19 protein-coding genes and 2 pseudogenes are annotated in these 16,353 nt (G+C 70.4%); 8 read left to right on the top strand and 13 right to left on the bottom strand.

Annotated features, from left to right (window positions below; translation table 11 throughout):
* Positions 1 to 952: 952 nt before the first annotated feature.
* Complete coding sequence (locus tag ACZ5C2_RS11920) at positions 953 to 1,186, top strand: zf-HC2 domain-containing protein (RefSeq protein WP_078889972.1); 234 nt, start codon at positions 953 to 955, stop codon at positions 1,184 to 1,186.
* Between the two features lie 42 nt (positions 1,187 to 1,228).
* On the opposite strand, the gene ACZ5C2_RS11915 is transcribed toward ACZ5C2_RS11920, so the two are convergent.
* The 7 genes from ACZ5C2_RS11915 to ACZ5C2_RS11885 all read right to left on the bottom strand — a co-directional run bounded on the left by ACZ5C2_RS11915 (position 1,229) and on the right by ACZ5C2_RS11885 (position 6,671).
* A complete protein-coding gene (locus ACZ5C2_RS11915) occupies positions 1,229 to 1,843 on the bottom strand; it encodes a DUF2752 domain-containing protein (RefSeq protein WP_189909585.1) in 615 nt (204 codons plus the stop codon).
* A 337-nt stretch (positions 1,844 to 2,180) separates the two neighbouring features.
* Positions 2,181 to 3,713 (bottom strand): SulP family inorganic anion transporter, encoded by a 1,533-nt coding sequence (locus tag ACZ5C2_RS11910; RefSeq protein ID WP_189909584.1) that lies wholly within the window; start codon positions 3,711 to 3,713, stop codon positions 2,181 to 2,183.
* A complete protein-coding gene (locus tag ACZ5C2_RS11905) occupies positions 3,710 to 4,306 on the bottom strand; it encodes a carbonic anhydrase (RefSeq protein WP_189909583.1) in 597 nt (198 codons plus the stop codon). Before ACZ5C2_RS11905 ends, ACZ5C2_RS11910 begins: the two co-directional genes overlap by 4 nt.
* A 169-nt stretch (positions 4,307 to 4,475) precedes the next feature.
* Positions 4,476 to 4,853, bottom strand: a complete 378-nt coding sequence (locus tag ACZ5C2_RS11900; RefSeq protein ID WP_466408028.1) for a hypothetical protein — start codon at positions 4,851 to 4,853, stop codon at positions 4,476 to 4,478.
* 116 nt (positions 4,854 to 4,969) lie between these two features.
* Entirely contained in the window at positions 4,970 to 5,224 is a 255-nt protein-coding gene (locus tag ACZ5C2_RS11895) for a hypothetical protein (protein ID WP_189909582.1), read from the bottom strand.
* A 95-nt stretch (positions 5,225 to 5,319) separates the two neighbouring features.
* Entirely contained in the window at positions 5,320 to 5,910 is a 591-nt protein-coding gene (locus tag ACZ5C2_RS11890; protein WP_189909581.1) for a hypothetical protein, read from the bottom strand.
* A gap of 347 nt (positions 5,911 to 6,257) precedes the next feature.
* Positions 6,258 to 6,671, bottom strand: a complete 414-nt coding sequence (locus ACZ5C2_RS11885) for a hypothetical protein (protein WP_450622018.1) — start codon at positions 6,669 to 6,671, stop codon at positions 6,258 to 6,260.
* 232 nt (positions 6,672 to 6,903) lie between these two features.
* Between ACZ5C2_RS11885 and ACZ5C2_RS11880 the strand changes: the two genes are divergently transcribed.
* The 3 genes and pseudogenes from ACZ5C2_RS11880 to ACZ5C2_RS11870 all read left to right on the top strand — a co-directional run.
* The gene (locus ACZ5C2_RS11880) at positions 6,904 to 7,533 is read left to right on the top strand and encodes a class I SAM-dependent methyltransferase (RefSeq protein WP_189909579.1); all 630 of its coding nucleotides are present in this window, start codon (positions 6,904 to 6,906) and stop codon (positions 7,531 to 7,533) included.
* A 28-nt stretch (positions 7,534 to 7,561) separates the two neighbouring features.
* Positions 7,562 to 8,206, top strand: a complete 645-nt coding sequence (locus ACZ5C2_RS11875; protein WP_220451490.1) for a DUF2218 domain-containing protein — start codon at positions 7,562 to 7,564, stop codon at positions 8,204 to 8,206.
* Positions 8,202 to 8,441, top strand: a pseudogene (locus tag ACZ5C2_RS11870) (pyridine nucleotide-disulfide oxidoreductase); the annotation flags it as partial. The gene ACZ5C2_RS11875 and the pseudogene ACZ5C2_RS11870, both read left to right, overlap by 5 nt.
* A 69-nt stretch (positions 8,442 to 8,510) precedes the next feature.
* Here ACZ5C2_RS11870 and ACZ5C2_RS11865 read toward each other — a convergent pair.
* Positions 8,511 to 8,657, bottom strand: coding sequence for a hypothetical protein (locus ACZ5C2_RS11865; RefSeq protein ID WP_266404526.1), 147 nt, complete (start codon positions 8,655 to 8,657; stop codon positions 8,511 to 8,513).
* Between the two features lie 98 nt (positions 8,658 to 8,755).
* On the opposite strand from ACZ5C2_RS11865, the gene ACZ5C2_RS11860 reads away from it, so the two are divergent.
* The 3 genes and pseudogenes from ACZ5C2_RS11860 to pspAB form a co-directional block, all read left to right on the top strand.
* The gene (locus ACZ5C2_RS11860) at positions 8,756 to 9,163 is read left to right on the top strand and encodes a MerR family DNA-binding protein (RefSeq protein ID WP_189909578.1); all 408 of its coding nucleotides are present in this window, start codon (positions 8,756 to 8,758) and stop codon (positions 9,161 to 9,163) included.
* 210 nt (positions 9,164 to 9,373) lie between these two features.
* Positions 9,374 to 9,712 (top strand): STAS domain-containing protein, encoded by a 339-nt coding sequence (locus ACZ5C2_RS11855; RefSeq protein ID WP_246531973.1) that lies wholly within the window; start codon positions 9,374 to 9,376, stop codon positions 9,710 to 9,712.
* Between the two features lie 77 nt (positions 9,713 to 9,789).
* Positions 9,790 to 9,891, top strand: a pseudogene (pspAB, locus tag ACZ5C2_RS11850) (PspA-associated protein PspAB); the annotation flags it as partial.
* A gap of 199 nt (positions 9,892 to 10,090) precedes the next feature.
* Here the strand turns inward: pspAB and ACZ5C2_RS11845 are convergent.
* Genes ACZ5C2_RS11845 through murJ form a run of 3 tightly spaced genes read right to left on the bottom strand, consistent with a single transcriptional unit; the run spans position 10,091 to position 13,201 of the window.
* Entirely contained in the window at positions 10,091 to 10,945 is an 855-nt protein-coding gene (locus ACZ5C2_RS11845) for a hypothetical protein (protein ID WP_189909577.1), read from the bottom strand.
* Positions 10,938 to 11,513, bottom strand: a complete 576-nt coding sequence (locus tag ACZ5C2_RS11840) for a SigE family RNA polymerase sigma factor (RefSeq protein WP_062641132.1) — start codon at positions 11,511 to 11,513, stop codon at positions 10,938 to 10,940. Before ACZ5C2_RS11840 ends, ACZ5C2_RS11845 begins: the two co-directional genes overlap by 8 nt.
* Positions 11,510 to 13,201 (bottom strand): murein biosynthesis integral membrane protein MurJ, encoded by a 1,692-nt coding sequence (gene murJ, locus ACZ5C2_RS11835; RefSeq protein ID WP_189909576.1) that lies wholly within the window; start codon positions 13,199 to 13,201, stop codon positions 11,510 to 11,512. Before murJ ends, ACZ5C2_RS11840 begins: the two co-directional genes overlap by 4 nt.
* 143 nt (positions 13,202 to 13,344) lie before the next feature.
* Here murJ and ACZ5C2_RS11830 point away from each other — a divergent pair, with 143 nt between their 5' ends.
* Positions 13,345 to 14,514, top strand: a complete 1,170-nt coding sequence (locus ACZ5C2_RS11830; RefSeq protein ID WP_281402953.1) for a lipid II:glycine glycyltransferase FemX — start codon at positions 13,345 to 13,347, stop codon at positions 14,512 to 14,514.
* A gap of 312 nt (positions 14,515 to 14,826) precedes the next feature.
* Here ACZ5C2_RS11830 and ACZ5C2_RS11825 read toward each other — a convergent pair whose 3' ends face one another.
* Positions 14,827 to 15,720, bottom strand: coding sequence for an MFS transporter (locus tag ACZ5C2_RS11825; RefSeq protein ID WP_266404477.1), 894 nt, complete (start codon positions 15,718 to 15,720; stop codon positions 14,827 to 14,829).
* Positions 15,603 to 16,319, bottom strand: a complete 717-nt coding sequence (locus ACZ5C2_RS11820) for an MFS transporter (RefSeq protein WP_466408022.1) — start codon at positions 16,317 to 16,319, stop codon at positions 15,603 to 15,605. Before ACZ5C2_RS11820 ends, ACZ5C2_RS11825 begins: the two co-directional genes overlap by 118 nt.
* Positions 16,320 to 16,353 lie beyond the last annotated feature (34 nt).

The following is a 16,353-nucleotide window of genomic DNA, read 5'->3' as shown; positions in this document are numbered from 1 at the left end:
CACCCCCCAGGTCATCCGTTCGACAGGGGGACACAGTCATGCCGGACCCGGAGGCCAGCGGCCCTCTTGCAGGACCGCGAAAAACATAACGGGGGATCAGGCTCTCGCCGTCGCCCTGAAAGTCGTCGCGAGCGCGCCACGGGCCAGCTGTCGACCTGACGTTCTCTGAGTCCCTGACGGCCTAGATCGACGAAGCTGGCCGGGACGGTCTGTCCGTGCTGAACGACCACGACCTCTTGGGCGTTGTGAGCGGGTATGCGGTAGCCTGTGACCTAAATCTCTTAGGTGCATAGTAGAATCTTTTACTGTCGAGACTGACGGAAGCATGCGGAGAGCGGAGTCGCTATTCGCTTGGCCGTCGGTGTCGTGACGCATCCGGACGATGCCGCACGTCCACCCTGGCGGCGGCTTCGGAGCCCAGGGCGGCCAGCGGCACCGGAAACATACGAACCGGGAGATACGCACCTGGAAGGCCACCTCGTGACGGTGCCCTACGAGCTCACGGGGAGCTTGAGCGGCCGATGGAGGTGAGGAGCTCCATGTGCCCGGACAACAGAGCTTTCATCGGTCGCGGCGCCTGCGCTGTCGCCGTACCACTGGTCGAGCCGGGTCGGCACGTGGTGGCCATGCCGCTTGCGCGTGCTCGCCCTCTGCCCGCCGGGCGCAATGTTCATGAGGGGCGGGATGAGCGGCGGCCATGGCAAGGGCCTGGCCGGCAGCTCGTGCGCCGCAGGGGACAGGCGCTACAAGACCGGTACCTCCTCCGCCGCCGAGACGGAACTGAACGAGCAGATCAACGCGCTGCGGGCCCAACCGTGCGCACCGAAGGCCGCCCAGGTCCGGCATCAGAACGTCACCGCTGCCGAGGCCCCGGTCGCCAAGGCCGCTGGCCCCGGCACCGCACCTGACCGCGCCCCGGAGCGCCAGATGCGACATGAGAGGGTGATGGCGCATGCCGAATCCCACAGCAGGATGCGACGAGATCCGCGAATGGCTGGGGGTGTATGCGCTCGGGGCGCTGGAGCCGGGGGAGGACGTGCCGATCCGAGCTCACCTCGACCACTGCCCTGCCTGCCGGTCCGAGTGCGACGACCTCGTCGGCGTGGTCCAGGTGCTCCGCCGTGCTCTTCCGCGGCCGACCGCGGCACACGGTGCGCGACCGCCACACCCTCCGTGGGGAGACTGAAAGGTTCGCGGAAGCGGTGGCACGGTGGTCGCCGACGCCGTCTCAGCCACGTGGACCACCCGTACGGGAGCGAGCGCCCGCGCGGAAAGGTGGGGTCGGAGGGTGAGGCCGGCGGCCGGCCCGTCGGATCAGCAGCAGCGTCAGGAGCACCACCGCTGCGGCCAGCGGCAGCGTGATGGACAGCAGCAGCCAGGCGGACGGCGCCGTGCCCGGACCGCTGCGCAGCAGGTCGGCGTGCGCCTGCTGGTTGGCCTCCAGCGCGGCGAGGAGGGCGACACCGGCCGCGACCGCGGCCCGGCGGTACGTGACCCGGAGGTTCGGCCACCGCCCGCGCAGTCGGCCGATCGCCTCACGCAGCAGCGCTCCAGCGGCTCCCAGGACGAGGACGAGGCTGAGCGGGTTGTAGCGCCACGCCTCGCCGATGTCTCCGAGCATCGCCGCGTGCACTCCCCGGGTGGCGCCACACGGCGGATCCATTACGCCCGCGTAGTGCAGCGGGCCGTGCAGATCCACCGGAGGCAGCCCCAGGACGGCCAGCAACCCTCCCGACACGAGGCCGACGGCTGCCAGCGGCCCCGCCCACCGGTGCCGGTCGCGCTCCTCCCAGATCATCCGGAAGGGCGGCCATCGCCGTCCACGTACTCTCGCAGTCTCCACGAGGTCGCTCATCCCGCCGTCCCATCGCCGAGGGCCGCTGTCACCATGCGTCCACGAGCTCATTGTGGCCACCCACCGGACCGGGACGCATGCATCCGGTGCCGTCGCCGCATCACGGAACGCCAGAGACCGGCGATCCGGCAGCCACCAGCCGGGATCCCGTCCGACCGCGGTGACGAGCCCATCGTCGCCAAAACGAAGGAGGGACGTTTTCCGGGCCCGGACCGAGGCCGGCGAATGACCTGCGGGGTCACAGTTTTCCGCAGGGTCCACGAAGGCGGGCCCGAGCCATGCCGCGGTACCGGGATCCGCCCGGTACCGCGGCATCGTCGGTCTGTCAGACGGCCGATGTCACCTTGACGGGCTCGGTGCCGTCCGCGCTGTGCCGTGCCGCCCAGTTCTCCAGAGCGGTGCGACAGGCGTGGTCGAGGTGGTGCACCCCCGACAGGTTGACCTCGACAGGGCGGTTCTGGGGCAGCGCCTCCAGACTGTCGAGGATCTTCGGCAGCCGCAGGAAGGTGGCATTGCCCTTCAGGTGCGCCTGGATGGGTCCGGCACCCTTGTCGATGATCTCCAGCCGGACGTGCGAGGCATCCCACGCCGTCTTGACCACGGCGAGGGCCAGGCCGATGAGCACGCCCTCGAACATGCTGACCGCGACGATCGACACCGCCGTGACGACGAGGATCAGTGCCTCACCGCGGTGATCCCGCCACAGCGCCTTCACCACCTTGGCCGGGATCAGCTTGAAACCCGAGTAGACGAGGATGCCAGCGAGCGCCGGAATCGGAATGACCCCGAGCGCGGCCGGAAGGAGCGCCGCGAACAGCAGTAGCCACACGCCGTGCAGGACCCGGGATGCCTTGGTGCGGGCGCCCGCCTGGACGTTCGCCGCACTGCGCACGATGACCGCGGTCATCGGCAGCGCGCCGAGCAGCCCGCAGACGGTGTTGCCCGCACCTTGCGCCATCAGTTCCTTGTCGTACTGGGTGCGCGGCCCGTCGTGCAGCCGGTCCACCGCGGCCGCGCTGAACAGGCTCTCGGCGGAGGCGATCAGGGTGAAGGCGAGAACGGTGCTGAGCACCCCGACGTCCACCAGGTCCCCGAAGGCACCGGGCGTCGGCGGCTGTATCGCGCCGAGCAGTCCCTGCACCTCCACCTTGGCCACCGGCAGTCCGAGGAACACCGAAGCGGACGTGGCGAGTCCCACCGCGGCGAGCGGCGCCGGCACCACCTGGATCTCCTTCGGCAGCTTCTTCCACAGCACGAGTACGGCGATGGTGCCCGCACCGAGGCCGAGCGCGGCCCGCGCACCGGGCGACCCCACCGCGTCGGCGAACATCTCTGGTAGCCCGGCGATCTTGGCCAGGCCATCGGCCGGTGCCGTCGCCCCCGCCATGGAGTACAGCTGGCCCGCGATCAGCACCGCTCCGATCCCGGCCAGCATGCCCTCGACGACGGCGACCGAGATGGCCCGGAAGTAGCGCCCGAACTTCAGGGCGCCCATGAGGAGTTGGAGTACACCGGTGGTGAGCACGATGACGCCGAGTCCGGGCAGTCCGTACTCGCGTACGGCTTCGAAGACCAGCACGGTCAGACCGGCGGCCGGGCCCGAGACCTGCAGACTGCTACCGGGCAGCAGCCCGGTGACGAGGCCGCCCACGATGCCGGTGACGAGGCCGAGTTCGGCCGGGACACCGGAGGCGACGGCGACGCCCACGCACAGCGGCAGGGCGACGAGGAAGACGACGAGCGAGGCGGCGAAGTCCTGCCGGAGAGTCGCTCCGGAAGATCCCGCGTTACTGCGGCGGCGGCCGTGCCCCCGGCTGCCCGTGGGCGTCGTACGGGCGACCTTCCTGTGGGCGCTCACAGCGCGACGAAGGTGTCGGTGTGCGGCCGGTGGGCCAGCACGGTGCCGGTGTGGATCTCGTAGAACCAGGCGTGCAGGCGCAGTTCGCCCGCCTCCAGCCGCGGTCCGATGCACGGGTATGAGCGCAACCTCAGAATCTGCGCCAGTACGTGGGACTGCACCGCGTCCGCGACGGTGGGGTCGTCCGGTGCTGTCGCGTCTCCCGGCCGTGGTGCGGCGTGGGCGAGCCAGTCGCGGACGGCGGGTACGGCGGTGAGGTCCTCGCCGCGTACGAGCGCGCCGACCGCGCCGCAGTGCGAGTGGCCACAGACAACCACGTCGTTGACGCCGAGTACCTCCACCGCGTACTCGATGGTCGCGGCCTCACTGGTCGGCCGAGCGAGGGTGTACGGGGGCACGATGTTGCCCGCGGTGCGGAGTTCGAAGAGCTCGCCCGGGCGGGCCCCGGTGATCAGGGACGGTATGACCCGCGAGTCGGAGCAGGTGATGAACAGGGCCTGCGGGGCTTGGCCTTCGGCGAGTCGGGCGAACTCTTCGCGCCGTGCCGCGGTCTGTTGCCGGAACGACCGTGCGTAGTCGATGAGGGGCTGCATGTGAGATGCCTCCTGGGCGCGCCATGAGGGCGCGTCGGTTCGTCAGGTGCGGTATGTCACTGCGGCGGGCAAGCGGAACTGCCTCGGAACGCCTTCGAGCGTGCGAGGGTGCGAGGTGGCTGGGAGTATGGCTTCAGCCGTCCGGTATGGCACTTGCCCGTGGGCTGGATCAGCAGCGGAAGACCTGAAGCGCCGCCGGTGAGAGGTCTGAGGCCGGTCTCTGTCGGCTGTGCGTGTCTCTGTTCGGCGACGAGGCCGACGGTGCCGCGACCGCGTTGGTGTCCGTGATCTGGGTGCTGCGGGAAGGGCCGTCTGAGGTGTGCTCGTCGGCCCGCTGGCGATCGCGGGTCAGGGAGTGCTCGGACATCTCCTCAGAGGAGGAGTGCATGGCGTCACAGACCTCATAGTCCACTGCCTCGCCCTGGGACGTCGTCGTCTCCGGCTTGTGGACGGCTGCGATGGGAGCCGTGTGTGTGAAGAGCTGAAGTGCCAGCAGTGCGGCGGCAAGGGCCGCGAACACGGCCCATACCGGCTTGCCTCGTGACACTTGCGTTCAGCTCCTGGTCGTACGTCGGTCCGTGCAGCATGGGACTGCGCAACGGAGATCTGCACAGCACTCCGCTAAGTTTCTTAGTACATTAACCGTGGTCGGCGTCCGAGCGGTTACGGCGAGATGTCACCCTCATGGGGATCGGTTTCAGGGGTAGGTTCCAACGGCTCTTCCCGCCTGCGCTGCCGCCGCTCCCTCCATATCAGCTCTGCTACCAGGATCACCGCAAGGGCCGCGACCAGTGCCATCGCGAGTGTGCTGATGGTGGAGATCCCTGACAGGAACCCGTCTTCCTCCTTGACGTCCGAAGCGACGTGAAGGGTGCTGGTGATGCCGCTCGGGGTGTAGGCGTCGTTGTGTCCGGTCATGTCCCCCTCCGGTCCCCCGCTGTTGGGGGTGTGTGACGCCTACGTTACCCGAGCGGCTCTAAGGCTCTTAGTAGATAAGCTATCCGGCCCGCGTCTCAGTGGCTGTGTCCGTCTTCCGTGTGACCGGTCTCGGTGTCGGTTGACGCGCTCGTCTCCGGTGCCGCGGATTCGGTGTCGGAAGCCGGGGGCTCCTCTGAGGTGGCGTGCTCGTCGGACGTCTCCGTGCCCTCCCCGTGGCTGTGTCCGCTCTCTCCGGACGACTCGCCCAGGCCATCCGCCACTGCCCGCAGCCCGAAGAAGCTGACAGTCGCGGTGAGGAGGACGGCCAGCCCCATGGGGCCGAAGATGCGGCGCCAGGAGGAGTGGGCGTCCTTGAGTACGAAGGCGATGAAGGAGACCGTTATCCCCAGGGGGACGAGCACAGCCCCGCGGTCCGGGAAGTCCTCGAAGTGCTGCAGGCCTCCGCTGAGCATGCCGATGCCGAACGAGAGCAGCAGTGAAGCCCCGATGACGAGGATCGCGCGCCGCAGTGCGGGCCGGTCGGTGGCGAGAAGAAACTCGTTGACCACTGTCGCGGCCAGGAACACCAGAACGCCGATGACGGCGATTTTCGTGTACCGGGCCGGATCCAGCGGGTGGTGGACCACGGCGCCGCTGATGAGGCCAGCCCCGACGAAGTACAGCACGTATCCGATGTAGCGGCCCGCGAGCGGTGCGGGCTTGCGGGCGCGCCGCCGTCCGCGAGCGCGGCGAGCGGCCGCTCGGCCCCCTGAGGGGGGCGGCTGAGGTGCGGAGCGTACGGGGTGTGCGGGGCGATCGGTGACAAGAGACAAGGCAGGGCCTTTCGGCGACTCGTAGTACACGAAGTTCGGGAAGGAGGTGATCGCAGGCAGAAGCGCCACGGCAGTGCTCAGTCGCAGTCGAAGGGGCGCGGGTGCGTCGCTGCTTGGCTGTGTCAGGACGTGCGAAGCCCTTCACGGAGCTGGAACGTGCGCTCGTGAACAGCGGTCAGGGCGGGGTGCGCCCCGTCTGTCTAAATGCGCAATACGGACGTTGCGGTCACGGAATCGGTGACCAGGTCCGCGACGCCGGTCCTCGTGCCGGAGTGCGGCAACAGGCGGCAGAGTGCGGTCACTTCGAGTGGTGAGTTGCCGGGCGGAGGCACATCGAGGGCCTCATTCGGCTGGCTCGGGGCGCAGTTGTGCGCGGAGTCCGCGAACTCGCCGTCCTCGTGCTGACGGTCCTCGTCGTCGGCCGGAGGCTCCGTTTCATCCACGGGAAATGACGCGGTGACGCCCGCTGCGAGGTGCCCGGCGGCACTCTCTCCATGCAGTCCGTGAGCGAACAGCAGGCTGAACAGCAACATTGCGAGCCACAGCAGACGGGACAGCTGCGGAGCCCGCGTACGGGCTCGCGGCGGGGCTGTGGCCGTCCGTTCCGTGAGCACGGCGTGATCATAGCGAGTCCGGACGACGCTGCGCCGTCGACTTCAAGGTTGCCCGCTCGATGTGGCACCTCCTCCCAGTACCCCGGCTTCGGCACTCTTGGAGTCATACGTCGCGCCGCTAATGGAGACGCTCTGAATTTGACAGAGACAGCGTGTCTCGATAAAGCTGGTCATTGTCATGAGGCCTCGGACGGCGATCCGGAGCGCCCGACGCGACGGGAAGGACACCGGCATGGCCGGCTCACTCCATCACCCCCACCTCCAGCCCGGCTCCGGGGAACCGCTGGAGCCCGACGACCTGTACGCCGAGCCGCCGCCCTGGGACATTGGGCGACCGCAACCGGCATTCCTCGCCCTCGCCGAGGCGGGTGCCATCCGGGGCCGGGTGCTGGACGCCGGTTGCGGGACAGGCGAGCACGTGCTCATGTGCGCGGGCCGAGGTCTGGACGCCACCGGCGTCGACCTCGCCTCCCGGGCCCTGCGCGCCGCGGAGGGCAAGGCTCACGAGCGGGGCCGCACGGCGCGGTTCCTGCACTGGGACGCCCTGAAGCTGGCCGACCTGCACGAAACCTTCGACACCGTGCTCGACAGCGGCCTTTTCCACATCTTCGGCAGCGACGACCGCGCCACCTACGTCGACAGCCTGCGGGCCGCGATCCGGCCGGGCGGCCGTTACTTCATGCTGTGCTTCAGCGACCGGCAGCCCGGCGAGTGGGGACGGGTGCACAAGCTCACGCGAGCCGAGATCGAGGCCTCCTTCGCCGAAGGATGGCGCGTCGACTCCATCGAGCCCAGCACCATCGACATCACCACCGACCCGGACGGCATCCGGGCCTGGCTCGTCGCCCTCGCCAGGATCTGAACCCGAGAATGGCCCGGAAAGGAACGCCATGCTGACCGCGGACGCCCGTGTCGAGACCGAGCGCGCGAGCCGCTACCTCGACCAACTCTGCCGACACGCCGAGCAGATGGGCCGACACCCCCACTATCGGCAGGGCGCTCGCGGCGGCACAGACACGCACAGGCCCCCCGCGGTGCATCACGTCGAATGGACCGACACCGACGGGACCGTCCGTCTGAGCCTGGGCCGTTGGACCTTGCGGGCCACCCCGGACGCGCTCGTGATGCACGTCGAGGCCGCCGCCGAGGAAGATCTGCAACGGATGCGGGATCTCATCGCCGCACGCGTCGAAAAGATCGGCGGGCGCGACCACCTGACAGTGACCTGGCGACAGCCGCCGGAAGCGCCCAGCGCTCTCCCCGGAACAGGCGACCAGGAAGGCGACCAGGAAGACGCTCCGCACCCGAAGGAGCACGGTCACGGAAGTGGCACGACCCGCCGGTGGACCGTCCGGGCAGTCATCGGCGCCGTGGCGCTGCTGGCCGTCGCGCATCTGGTGCTGGGCGGCTCCGTGCTGGCGGCTTCGCAGTGGCTGGGCTGGGGGGCCGGCGCCGTCGTCGTGGTGGTCGTCCTCGTGAAGGTCGTTGGAATGGGCGGCTTCGTCGCCCACCACCGTCGCAGGCGCACCCGGTGACGCGGACGCGCAGATCGCAGCCGACCTCGCCCTCGGCGGCGTTGAGGTGACGTGGGCGACGCAGCGCCCGTCGCGTTTTCTGGCCGACGACGTCGACGGCCGCGTCCTGTCCGACGTCGCCACCGCCCGCCGCCGCGCGCTCGATGAGGCCCGCACCGACACCGGTGGCGTCGCCTCGCTCGGCGACATCGTGGCCGTCCCGCCGGTGCGCGCCGCCCGCGCCGCCGGACTCCTCCACAGGACGGAGCATCCTGGCGGCCTGGCGCCGGGTGCGCTGAGCGGCCAGGATGCCGCTCTGACTGCCCTAGGCGGCCTTGATCATGGTCTTGCCGCAGCAGCATGTCGGGGCGTGCTGGCCGCCGCAGGTCGCCGGGGCGGCCTTGGTGACCGTCAGCTCGCACCCGCAGTTCTCATCGGGGCAGCGATAGACCTCGCCCTCACGGAACGGCATCGCGCCCACCACCCTGTTTACGCGTTCGGTTCGTCGCGAGCGAGGCTAGAACCTGGCCCCAGGGGCAAGGTCAACACTGGACGGGAGGAGGAGCGAGCATGGAGATGCCAGGGATGAGCATCGGGCAGGCGGCGCAAGCAGCCGGGCTCACGCCCAAGGCCGTCCGGATCTATGAGGCCAAGGGGCTGCTGCCGAAGGCGGAGCGCAGCGCGGCCAGCTATCGGCTGTACGGCTGGGACGACGTCGATCTGCTGACGTTCATCCGCCGGGCGTGCGCTCTGGGCCCGCACCTGGAGGATGTGTGTGAGGTGCTGAAGATCCGCCGCGGCGGCACACCGCCGTGCGACGCCGTCCGTGACCTGCTGGACGCGCGCATCGCCGAGATCGACGCAACCGTCACAGATCTCCCGGCACTGCGGCAGGCCCTGGTGGAGACCCGCCGGACCGCCGACGACCGGCCGCGGGGAGAGCCGGCCACGGTCTGCTCGATCATCGAGGACGTCTGAGTGACGCGCCCGGACATGGCCGCAGGCCGACGGCGCTCCGCCAGGTCCACGCCGCGTCACCGACCGACGCTCCCGCGTGCCGACGCGGAAAAGAGCACGCCGCCCGGACGCTCGCTCTCGCGGCTGTCGCGCCAATCCTCCAGGGCCGGCGCGCAGACGCGGTCGTTGACAGAATGGGATGCACACCCTCTCGCCGGTGAGGTGGTCGCCGTGGCAGACGAACGCCCCGCGCGGCCGCAGCCCGGGACGGTGAGGATCGCCGAGGCTGACAGGCAGCGCGTCGTCCTGGCCTTCTCGGGTGTCCTGGACGCACACGTGCTGCGCGAGCTGGAGGAACGACTCCTCGACCAGCGCCTGCGGCAGGCAGGCGTCTGGGTGCTGGAGATGAGCGAGCTCGATCGGATGGACCTCGCGTGCGCCTACGCCTTGCTCCGCGCGGTGACGAGCGCCCCGGAGCCGGCCGCCCTCACCGTCCGTGGCGCTCGCCGCAACGTGCAGCGGACCCTGCGGCATGCCGGCATCGATGTGGTGGCGACGATCGAGGAGTAGCCGACGACACCCACGCACGCGAGGATCCCCTGGGTGAAGGTCAGGTTGCTGGGGCGGCTGTGGTCAGCAGCTTGTCCACCGAGAAGCGCGACAACCCGCTCGAACTCCAGGTCAAGGCCACCCTTGCTGAGCAGGACCTGACCCGCTGGTTCCCCCTCTGGGCCGCCCCCGGCCTGTGACCTGCCGCCCTCCGAGTCAACGGCTGACGACGTTGCGTCCGATCGGTCCGGTGGCCTGCCACTCGCGATCCAGGACATCGGTCATCGCCGATCGATGCTGCCCGGTGTGTCGCGATGCGTGGCGCCAGGAACGTGATGGCCGCGGCGCCGGGGCGGCGTGTTCCGCTGATTCGCGCGGCTCGGAGTGCTGACCACGGCATCAGCAATGTCCCGTCGATGACGGTGAAGGAGTATGCGGCTGCGCGGAGTTCACCGTCTGTTCCAAGCAGTGCTCTGTCCGGGGATCGGCGTGTGCGTGATCGTCAGCCTGCTGGGTGGCGAGGACGAGCACGGCGACCCGGTGGTCGGACTGGACCAGCGTCACGCGTAGCGGGGCTCCCGACCCGTTCGCCAGGACGTATTCGTAGAGCGCGGGCGCCGTCGAGCCGTGGTCCTGCGTATCGGGACTTCGGGTCTGGTGCCAGCCGCACCTGTGCAGGGCGTCGGCCAGCTGTCTTACGGCGCGCTGGGCGGCGGAGTTCTCCGCGTACGCCGCGATGCGGTGCTGTGCCGTCGCTCCGCTGGCTCCTCTGTACGTACGAGCGATCTGGTCCTTGGTGCCGGTCCCGGCGAACCACTGCAGAGCGCAGTCACCCGCCCCGCCGGTGGGCAGGGGAGTGGTGGCACCGTTACCTGTGGTTGTGGTGCGCCAGTGATAGCCGGCGTTCCAGGGCAGCGCGGACGGGGACAACAAATCCGTACGCGGGAGACCACCACCGCTGTCCGGTGAGGGCAGGATCGAGGCGGCCGAGACCAGACCTGGGTTGGTCCGCTCGGGACGGTCGCCCGGCGCGCTGCCGGGCAGGGACGTGAGGCCCCAGAGGCCGAGGGAGAGCAGGGCGGCGCAGCCCGCCGTGGTGACCGCCAGCCGGCGGCGGGTCCGGTGGCGGCGCACCCGCTCGTGTACTTCGGTGACGCCCCCGCTCACGGTGATGAGAGGCTCGGCGTCGTCGGCGTAGCCGTGGAGCAGCGTGCCGAGGTCGTCCTGCGGGGGACGGTGGGTTCCGTCACTCATGAGGGAGGACCTCCTGCCGGGGTTGTGCGGCGGTCGCTGTACGGCCTGTTCGTGCCGTCGGCGTGTCCGGCGAGTCGGTGAGATGGGCGCTGAGAACGCGGCGGGCCCGCATGAGCCGTGAGCGTACCGCCGTGCTGGTCGACCCGGTCTGGCGGGCGACCTCCTCCACCGGGAGGTCGAGGAGATGGTGCAGGACCACCGCGCGCCGCTGTTCGGGGTTGAGGCGACGCAGGGCGGCGACCAGGGCGACGTGGTCGGGTGCGAGGCCGGGTAGATCGGGCGGCGGACCGTGCCGGAAGTGAGCGAGGATCCGGTTGCGGGTCCTGCGCCAGGAGCTGACCGCCAGGCGCAGGGCGACCGTACGCACCCACGGCGTCGGATCCCCTTCCGCGACCAGCTGCTCCCACCGCGGCCAGGCCCTGGCGTACGCCTCCTGGACCGCGTCCTCCGCCTCGCCGAGGTCGCCCGTCACCGCATACACGACGGTGACGAGCCGCTTCACGCTCTCGGTGTAGAAGCGCTCGAAGTCCCTACGTGCGTCCGGTGGTTGCCCCTGGCTCTCCGTCATCGCCCCCTCCTGTGACGGCCACTCGCTCCAAAACGGCGGGTCAGCGGAGCAACGAGCTCGCCGACCTCGGGGATGCGCAGCGGACGCGCCAACACCACGACCGACAGGCCGATGACGGCGGCGCCGAGCACCAGGCCCGAGGCGTCCCCCGTGAGGCCGCCGCCCAGCCGCTCCGTCAACCAGCCGCTCACCGCGTACGCCAGGGCGGCGCCCGGCAGGCAGGCGACGCCGAGGCGCAGGTGCGTGCCGAGTGCCCTGTCCAGGGGACGGCCCAGCCTGCGGCGCAGCACGAGCGCGGTGCAGCACAGGCCCGCCGTACAGGCGATCGCATAAGCGGCCGCGATGCCGGTGACCGCCCAGCGCGCGGGCAGCAGGACGTACGAGGCCGCGGACAGTCCCGCGTTGACGGCGGCGATGACGAGGGTCAGCAGGAACGGCGTACGGGTGTCGCCGAGTGCGTAGAAGCCGCGCGAGAGCACGTACTGCGCGGAGAAGGCCGCCAGCCCAGGCGCGAACGCCGCCAGCACCCAGCCGATCGCTCGGGCATCGGCGTCGCTGACCTGCCCGTACTGGTAGGCGAGCCCGGCGAGTTGAGGCGCGAGCACCAGGAAGAGGAACACGGCGGGCACGATCGCCACCGCTGTCGTGCGCAGGGTCCGGGACAGGCCGGCGCTCACCTGCGTCAGGTCCCCGTCGGTGGCGGCCCGGCTCATCCGTGGCAGCAGCGCGGTGACCAGGGAGACGGTGATGATGCCCTGCGGCACCACCCACAGCTGATAGGCGCTGCTGTACGCGGTGTAGCCGACGCCTTCCGTGACGCCCTCGGCGACGGCGCGCGCCCCGGCGGAGGTGGACAGCCGGGTCACCACCCAGTACGCGACCTGGTTGACCAGGACCAGCAGCAGCGTCCACACGGCGGCCCGGACCGGCCGCCCGAGACCCGATCCGCGCCAGTCGAACCGCGGCCGCCACCTGAACCCGGCCGCCCGCAGCGACGGCAGCAGCGCCAGCGCCTGGACAGCGATGCCCGCCGTACTGCCCAGGCCGAGCAGGAGCAGCTGGCCGTCCGTGACCTCGCCCGCCGTGCTCGCGGTACGGGCGATCACCAGATACAGCCCGAACACCGCGATCACGGTGATGTTGTTGAGGACCGGAGTCCACATCATCGCCCCGAACCGGTCACGGGCGTTGAGGACCTGACCGAGCACGGTGAACACGCCGTAGAAGAAGATCTGCGGCAGGCAGTAACGGGCGAGCGCCACGGTCAGGTCGCGCTGCGCGCCCGAGTAGTCCGTGTACGCGGAGACGATCCAGGGCGCGGCGAGAACCGCCGCCGTGGTGATCGCGGTCAGGGCGGCCAGACAGAGCGTGAGCAGCCGGTCGGTGTACGCGGCCCCGCCGTCCGCGTGCTCCTTCGCCGCCCGCACCAGCTCCGGCACGAACACCGAGTTCAGCGCCCCGCCGATCAGCAGGATGTAGACGATGTTGGGCACCGTGTTGGCGACGTTGTAGGCGTCGCCGAGCAGCGCCGTACCCAGTGCGGCGACCACGACCGCACCGCGGACGAACCCGGTGGCCCGCGACGCCAGGGAACCCAGCATCATCACCGCCCCGCCGCGCAGCCGGGGCGTCGAACGGGACTTCGGAACCGACCCGGCGGCCGCTCCCGCCTGTTCCTGAGCCGTCACGCCGCGTGTCCTCCCCGCCGGTCGAGCAGCTCGGTGAAATTCCCCGCCACAGGCCGGGGCCGCCAGGCGTGCAAGAGACAGGCGGGTCTGTCCCGCCGCCCTCCCGGCGGAGGAGAACGGACCAGATCGAGGAGACCTGCCACATGGCCGTGACAGAGGCGCAGATGTCCGAAACCACACACACCCGCAGCTACGAGGTGCTCACCACGACCGCCGAACAGCACCTGGGATATCTGGACTCTCTCCCCGGACAGGCGAGCTTCCTGCAGTACCCGTCCTGGGCTGCGGTGAAGGCAGGCTGGAAGGCGGAACGGCTCGGCTGGTTCGACGGCTCCGGACGCCAGTTCGGCGCGGCACAGGTGCTGTACCGGCAACTGCCCGGAACCCGCCGGTACTTCGCCTACCTGCCGGAAGGGCCGGTGGTGGACTGGGCGGACCCGCGGCTGCCGCAGCTCCTTCAGCCGCTGCTGGACCATCTCCGGTCGGCCGGCGCCTTCGCGGTGAGGATGGGGCCGCCGCTGCCGTACCGCCGCTGGAACGCCGCGACGCTCAAGGAGGCGGTCGGTCCCGGCCGCCGTGTCGGGGACGTGCTGCCGGACCTCGTCGACCCGGTCGGCGCGGCCGTCGCGGACCGGCTGCGTGCGGCCGGCTGGCGGCGCTGCGGAGAGGAGGGGGACTCCGGCGACGCACAGCCCCGCTACCTCTTCGAGGTGCCGCTCGCCGGCCGCAGCCTCGACGACCTGTGGGCCGGGCTGAACCAGGAGTGGCGACGCAACATAAAGAAGGCGGCGAAGGCCGACGTCGAGCCCTGCGTCGGTACGGCCGACTATCTGCCGGAGTTCTACCGGCTGCTGCACCTCACCGAGCAGCGCGACGGTTTCCGGCTCGGACGCTCGCTGGAGTACTTCCAGCGCCAGTATCAGGAGCTCAACGCGGAGGCGCCCGGCCGCATGCGGCTGTACCTGGCGTGGCACAACGGGGAGGTGCTCGCCGCGCACACGCTGATCGTGGCGGGGCGTCGGGCCTGGTACCAGACGGGGGCGTCCGCGGACCACCGCCGCGAGGTGCGGCCGAGCAACGCCCTGCAGTGGCGGATGCTCCGGGACGCGCACGCGCTGGGTGCCGAGGTGTACGACATGCGGGGCGTGCCCGATGTACTCGATCCGCAGGAGCGGTCGTTCGGCCTGATGCGCTGGAAGCTCGGTACGGGAGGCCAGGTAGTCGAGACGCTCGGTGAATGGGAGCTGGCGCTTGAGGGCGCTGTCAATAAGACCCTGCACCGTGCCATGCAGAGGTATCTGGCACGGCGCTGAGGGCAGCCCCGGGGCGTGCGGATCGGTCATGGGGAAACAGTAGCCGCGAAGTGCTAAGTAATTTAGTACTGGGTTCCGCTCTGCTGGGCGAATGGGAGCCCCGGGGTGCGCGGGAGTGCGGTCAACTCGCCGCAGCCTTCTCTGGAGTGTGCCTCTTGCCGTTCACAGCGGCGACGGCACTCGGCGTGCTGCCCCGCACTGCGCATACGCGATCGCGGGAGCCTCGCTCACCCGCCCTCCTGCTCCCAACCGCAGACACGGTTGTCATGACGCTGCTCACCCTCGTCTCCCTGTGGAGAGCCAGGCCCACATTCATTCCGCGGAACGCCGACGAGGCGGTTTGACCGGGGGTGGCAGTGGCGACCCAGAAGTCCCAGCCGCCGTCGCCGAGGGTGGTTGTCGCTGGCGTCGGGTCCCTGGGCGGATCGCAGCGACTGCCAGCACGGCGGCGGCCAGCGCGATCCCGGCGTTGACCTGGAAGCCCAGGGCAATGCCGTCGGTGAACGCCTCGGGATCGACACCGGAGTCGGCCAGGTCGCCTGGCCATTGGGCCGCCACGATGGCGCCCATGATTGCGATCCCCAGCGACAGTCCCACCATGCGCGAGGCGTTCAGGGTGCCGCTCGCGATGCCGGTGCGTTCCGGCGGAACGTCGCCCATCGCGGCCGTGGTGATCGGCGTAGTGGTCAGCCCGATACCCACGCCGGTGATCAGGAGACCGGGGAGCAGTTGCCACGCTCGCCATCCCGCGTCGATTCCGGCCAGCACGAGAAGCCCGACGGCCGTCAGCGCCATGCCGCCGGCGATGAAGGTGCGGGCGCCGACGCGGGAGACCAGCCACCCGGTCACGGGTGCCACCACGGCAATGAGGAGGGTCAGCGGCAGCAGGGCGAGCCCTGCCCGCACCGGCGAGAATCCGCTCGCGAACTGGAGGTACAGGGAGAGGAAGAAGAACAGACTGCACATGACGGCCAGGCTCACAAGGCCGAGGATGTTGCCGGCCAGGAAGTTGGGCAGCCGGAGCAGCGCCCGGTCCAGCAGGGGCTGGGCGGTGCGGCGTTCGATCACGACGAAGAGTGTGAAGCCGATCACGGCGGCGCCCAGTACGGCCCACAGCGTCGGCGATGTCCACCCGTAGGTGTTGGCCTGGGTGAGGCCGAACACGACCGCCGAGAGGCCGACGGCCCAGGCGAGCCCGCCTGTGATGTCCATCCGCCCGTGGCGGGGTGGCAGTTGGGGCCTCGGGAGCACGATGCGGGCGGCGACCGCCAGCCGAAGGCGTCGGTGAGGACTGCGCCCAGCAGGGGGCCGATGGCCAGTGCGGTGGCGCCGACGCCGGACCACACGCCCAGAGCCATTCCTTGGCGCGGTCCGGTGAATGAGGTGCACAGCAGGGCGAGCGCGGCCGGTCCCATCAGCGCGGCCCCGGCGCCCTGCCCGGCACGCATGCCGATCAGTGCGCCGCCGGTCGGCGCCAGGCCGGAGGCCAGTGAGAAGGCCACGAACGCCGCCAGCCCGGCGAGGAATACCGGTCGCGCGCCGAGCCGGTCGGCGAGCATGCCGCCCCACAGGGTGAGCACCGCGAAGGAGAGCGTGTAGATGTTGACCACCCACTCCAGCCCCGCCAGGCCAAGACCAAGATCACGCCCGAGCGAAGGCAGCGCGATGGCCGCTGCGGTGTCGTCGAGCAGCACCAGGAACCACGCGAGACAGACGGTCCCCAGCAACCACCGCCCGTGCGCAGCTGCCGCCGTACCGGCCGGGCCGGCAGGGACACCGGCACCAGGCTCTGCTCCGACGCTCACGCGGTGGGGCGTGGCGTCGCGGCCGGTCGGCGAG

Source organism: Streptomyces sp. NPDC031365 (genome assembly GCF_055569765.1).
Note: the sequence above shows the minus strand (reverse complement) of the source record. Positions and strands in the feature narration are given on the sequence as shown.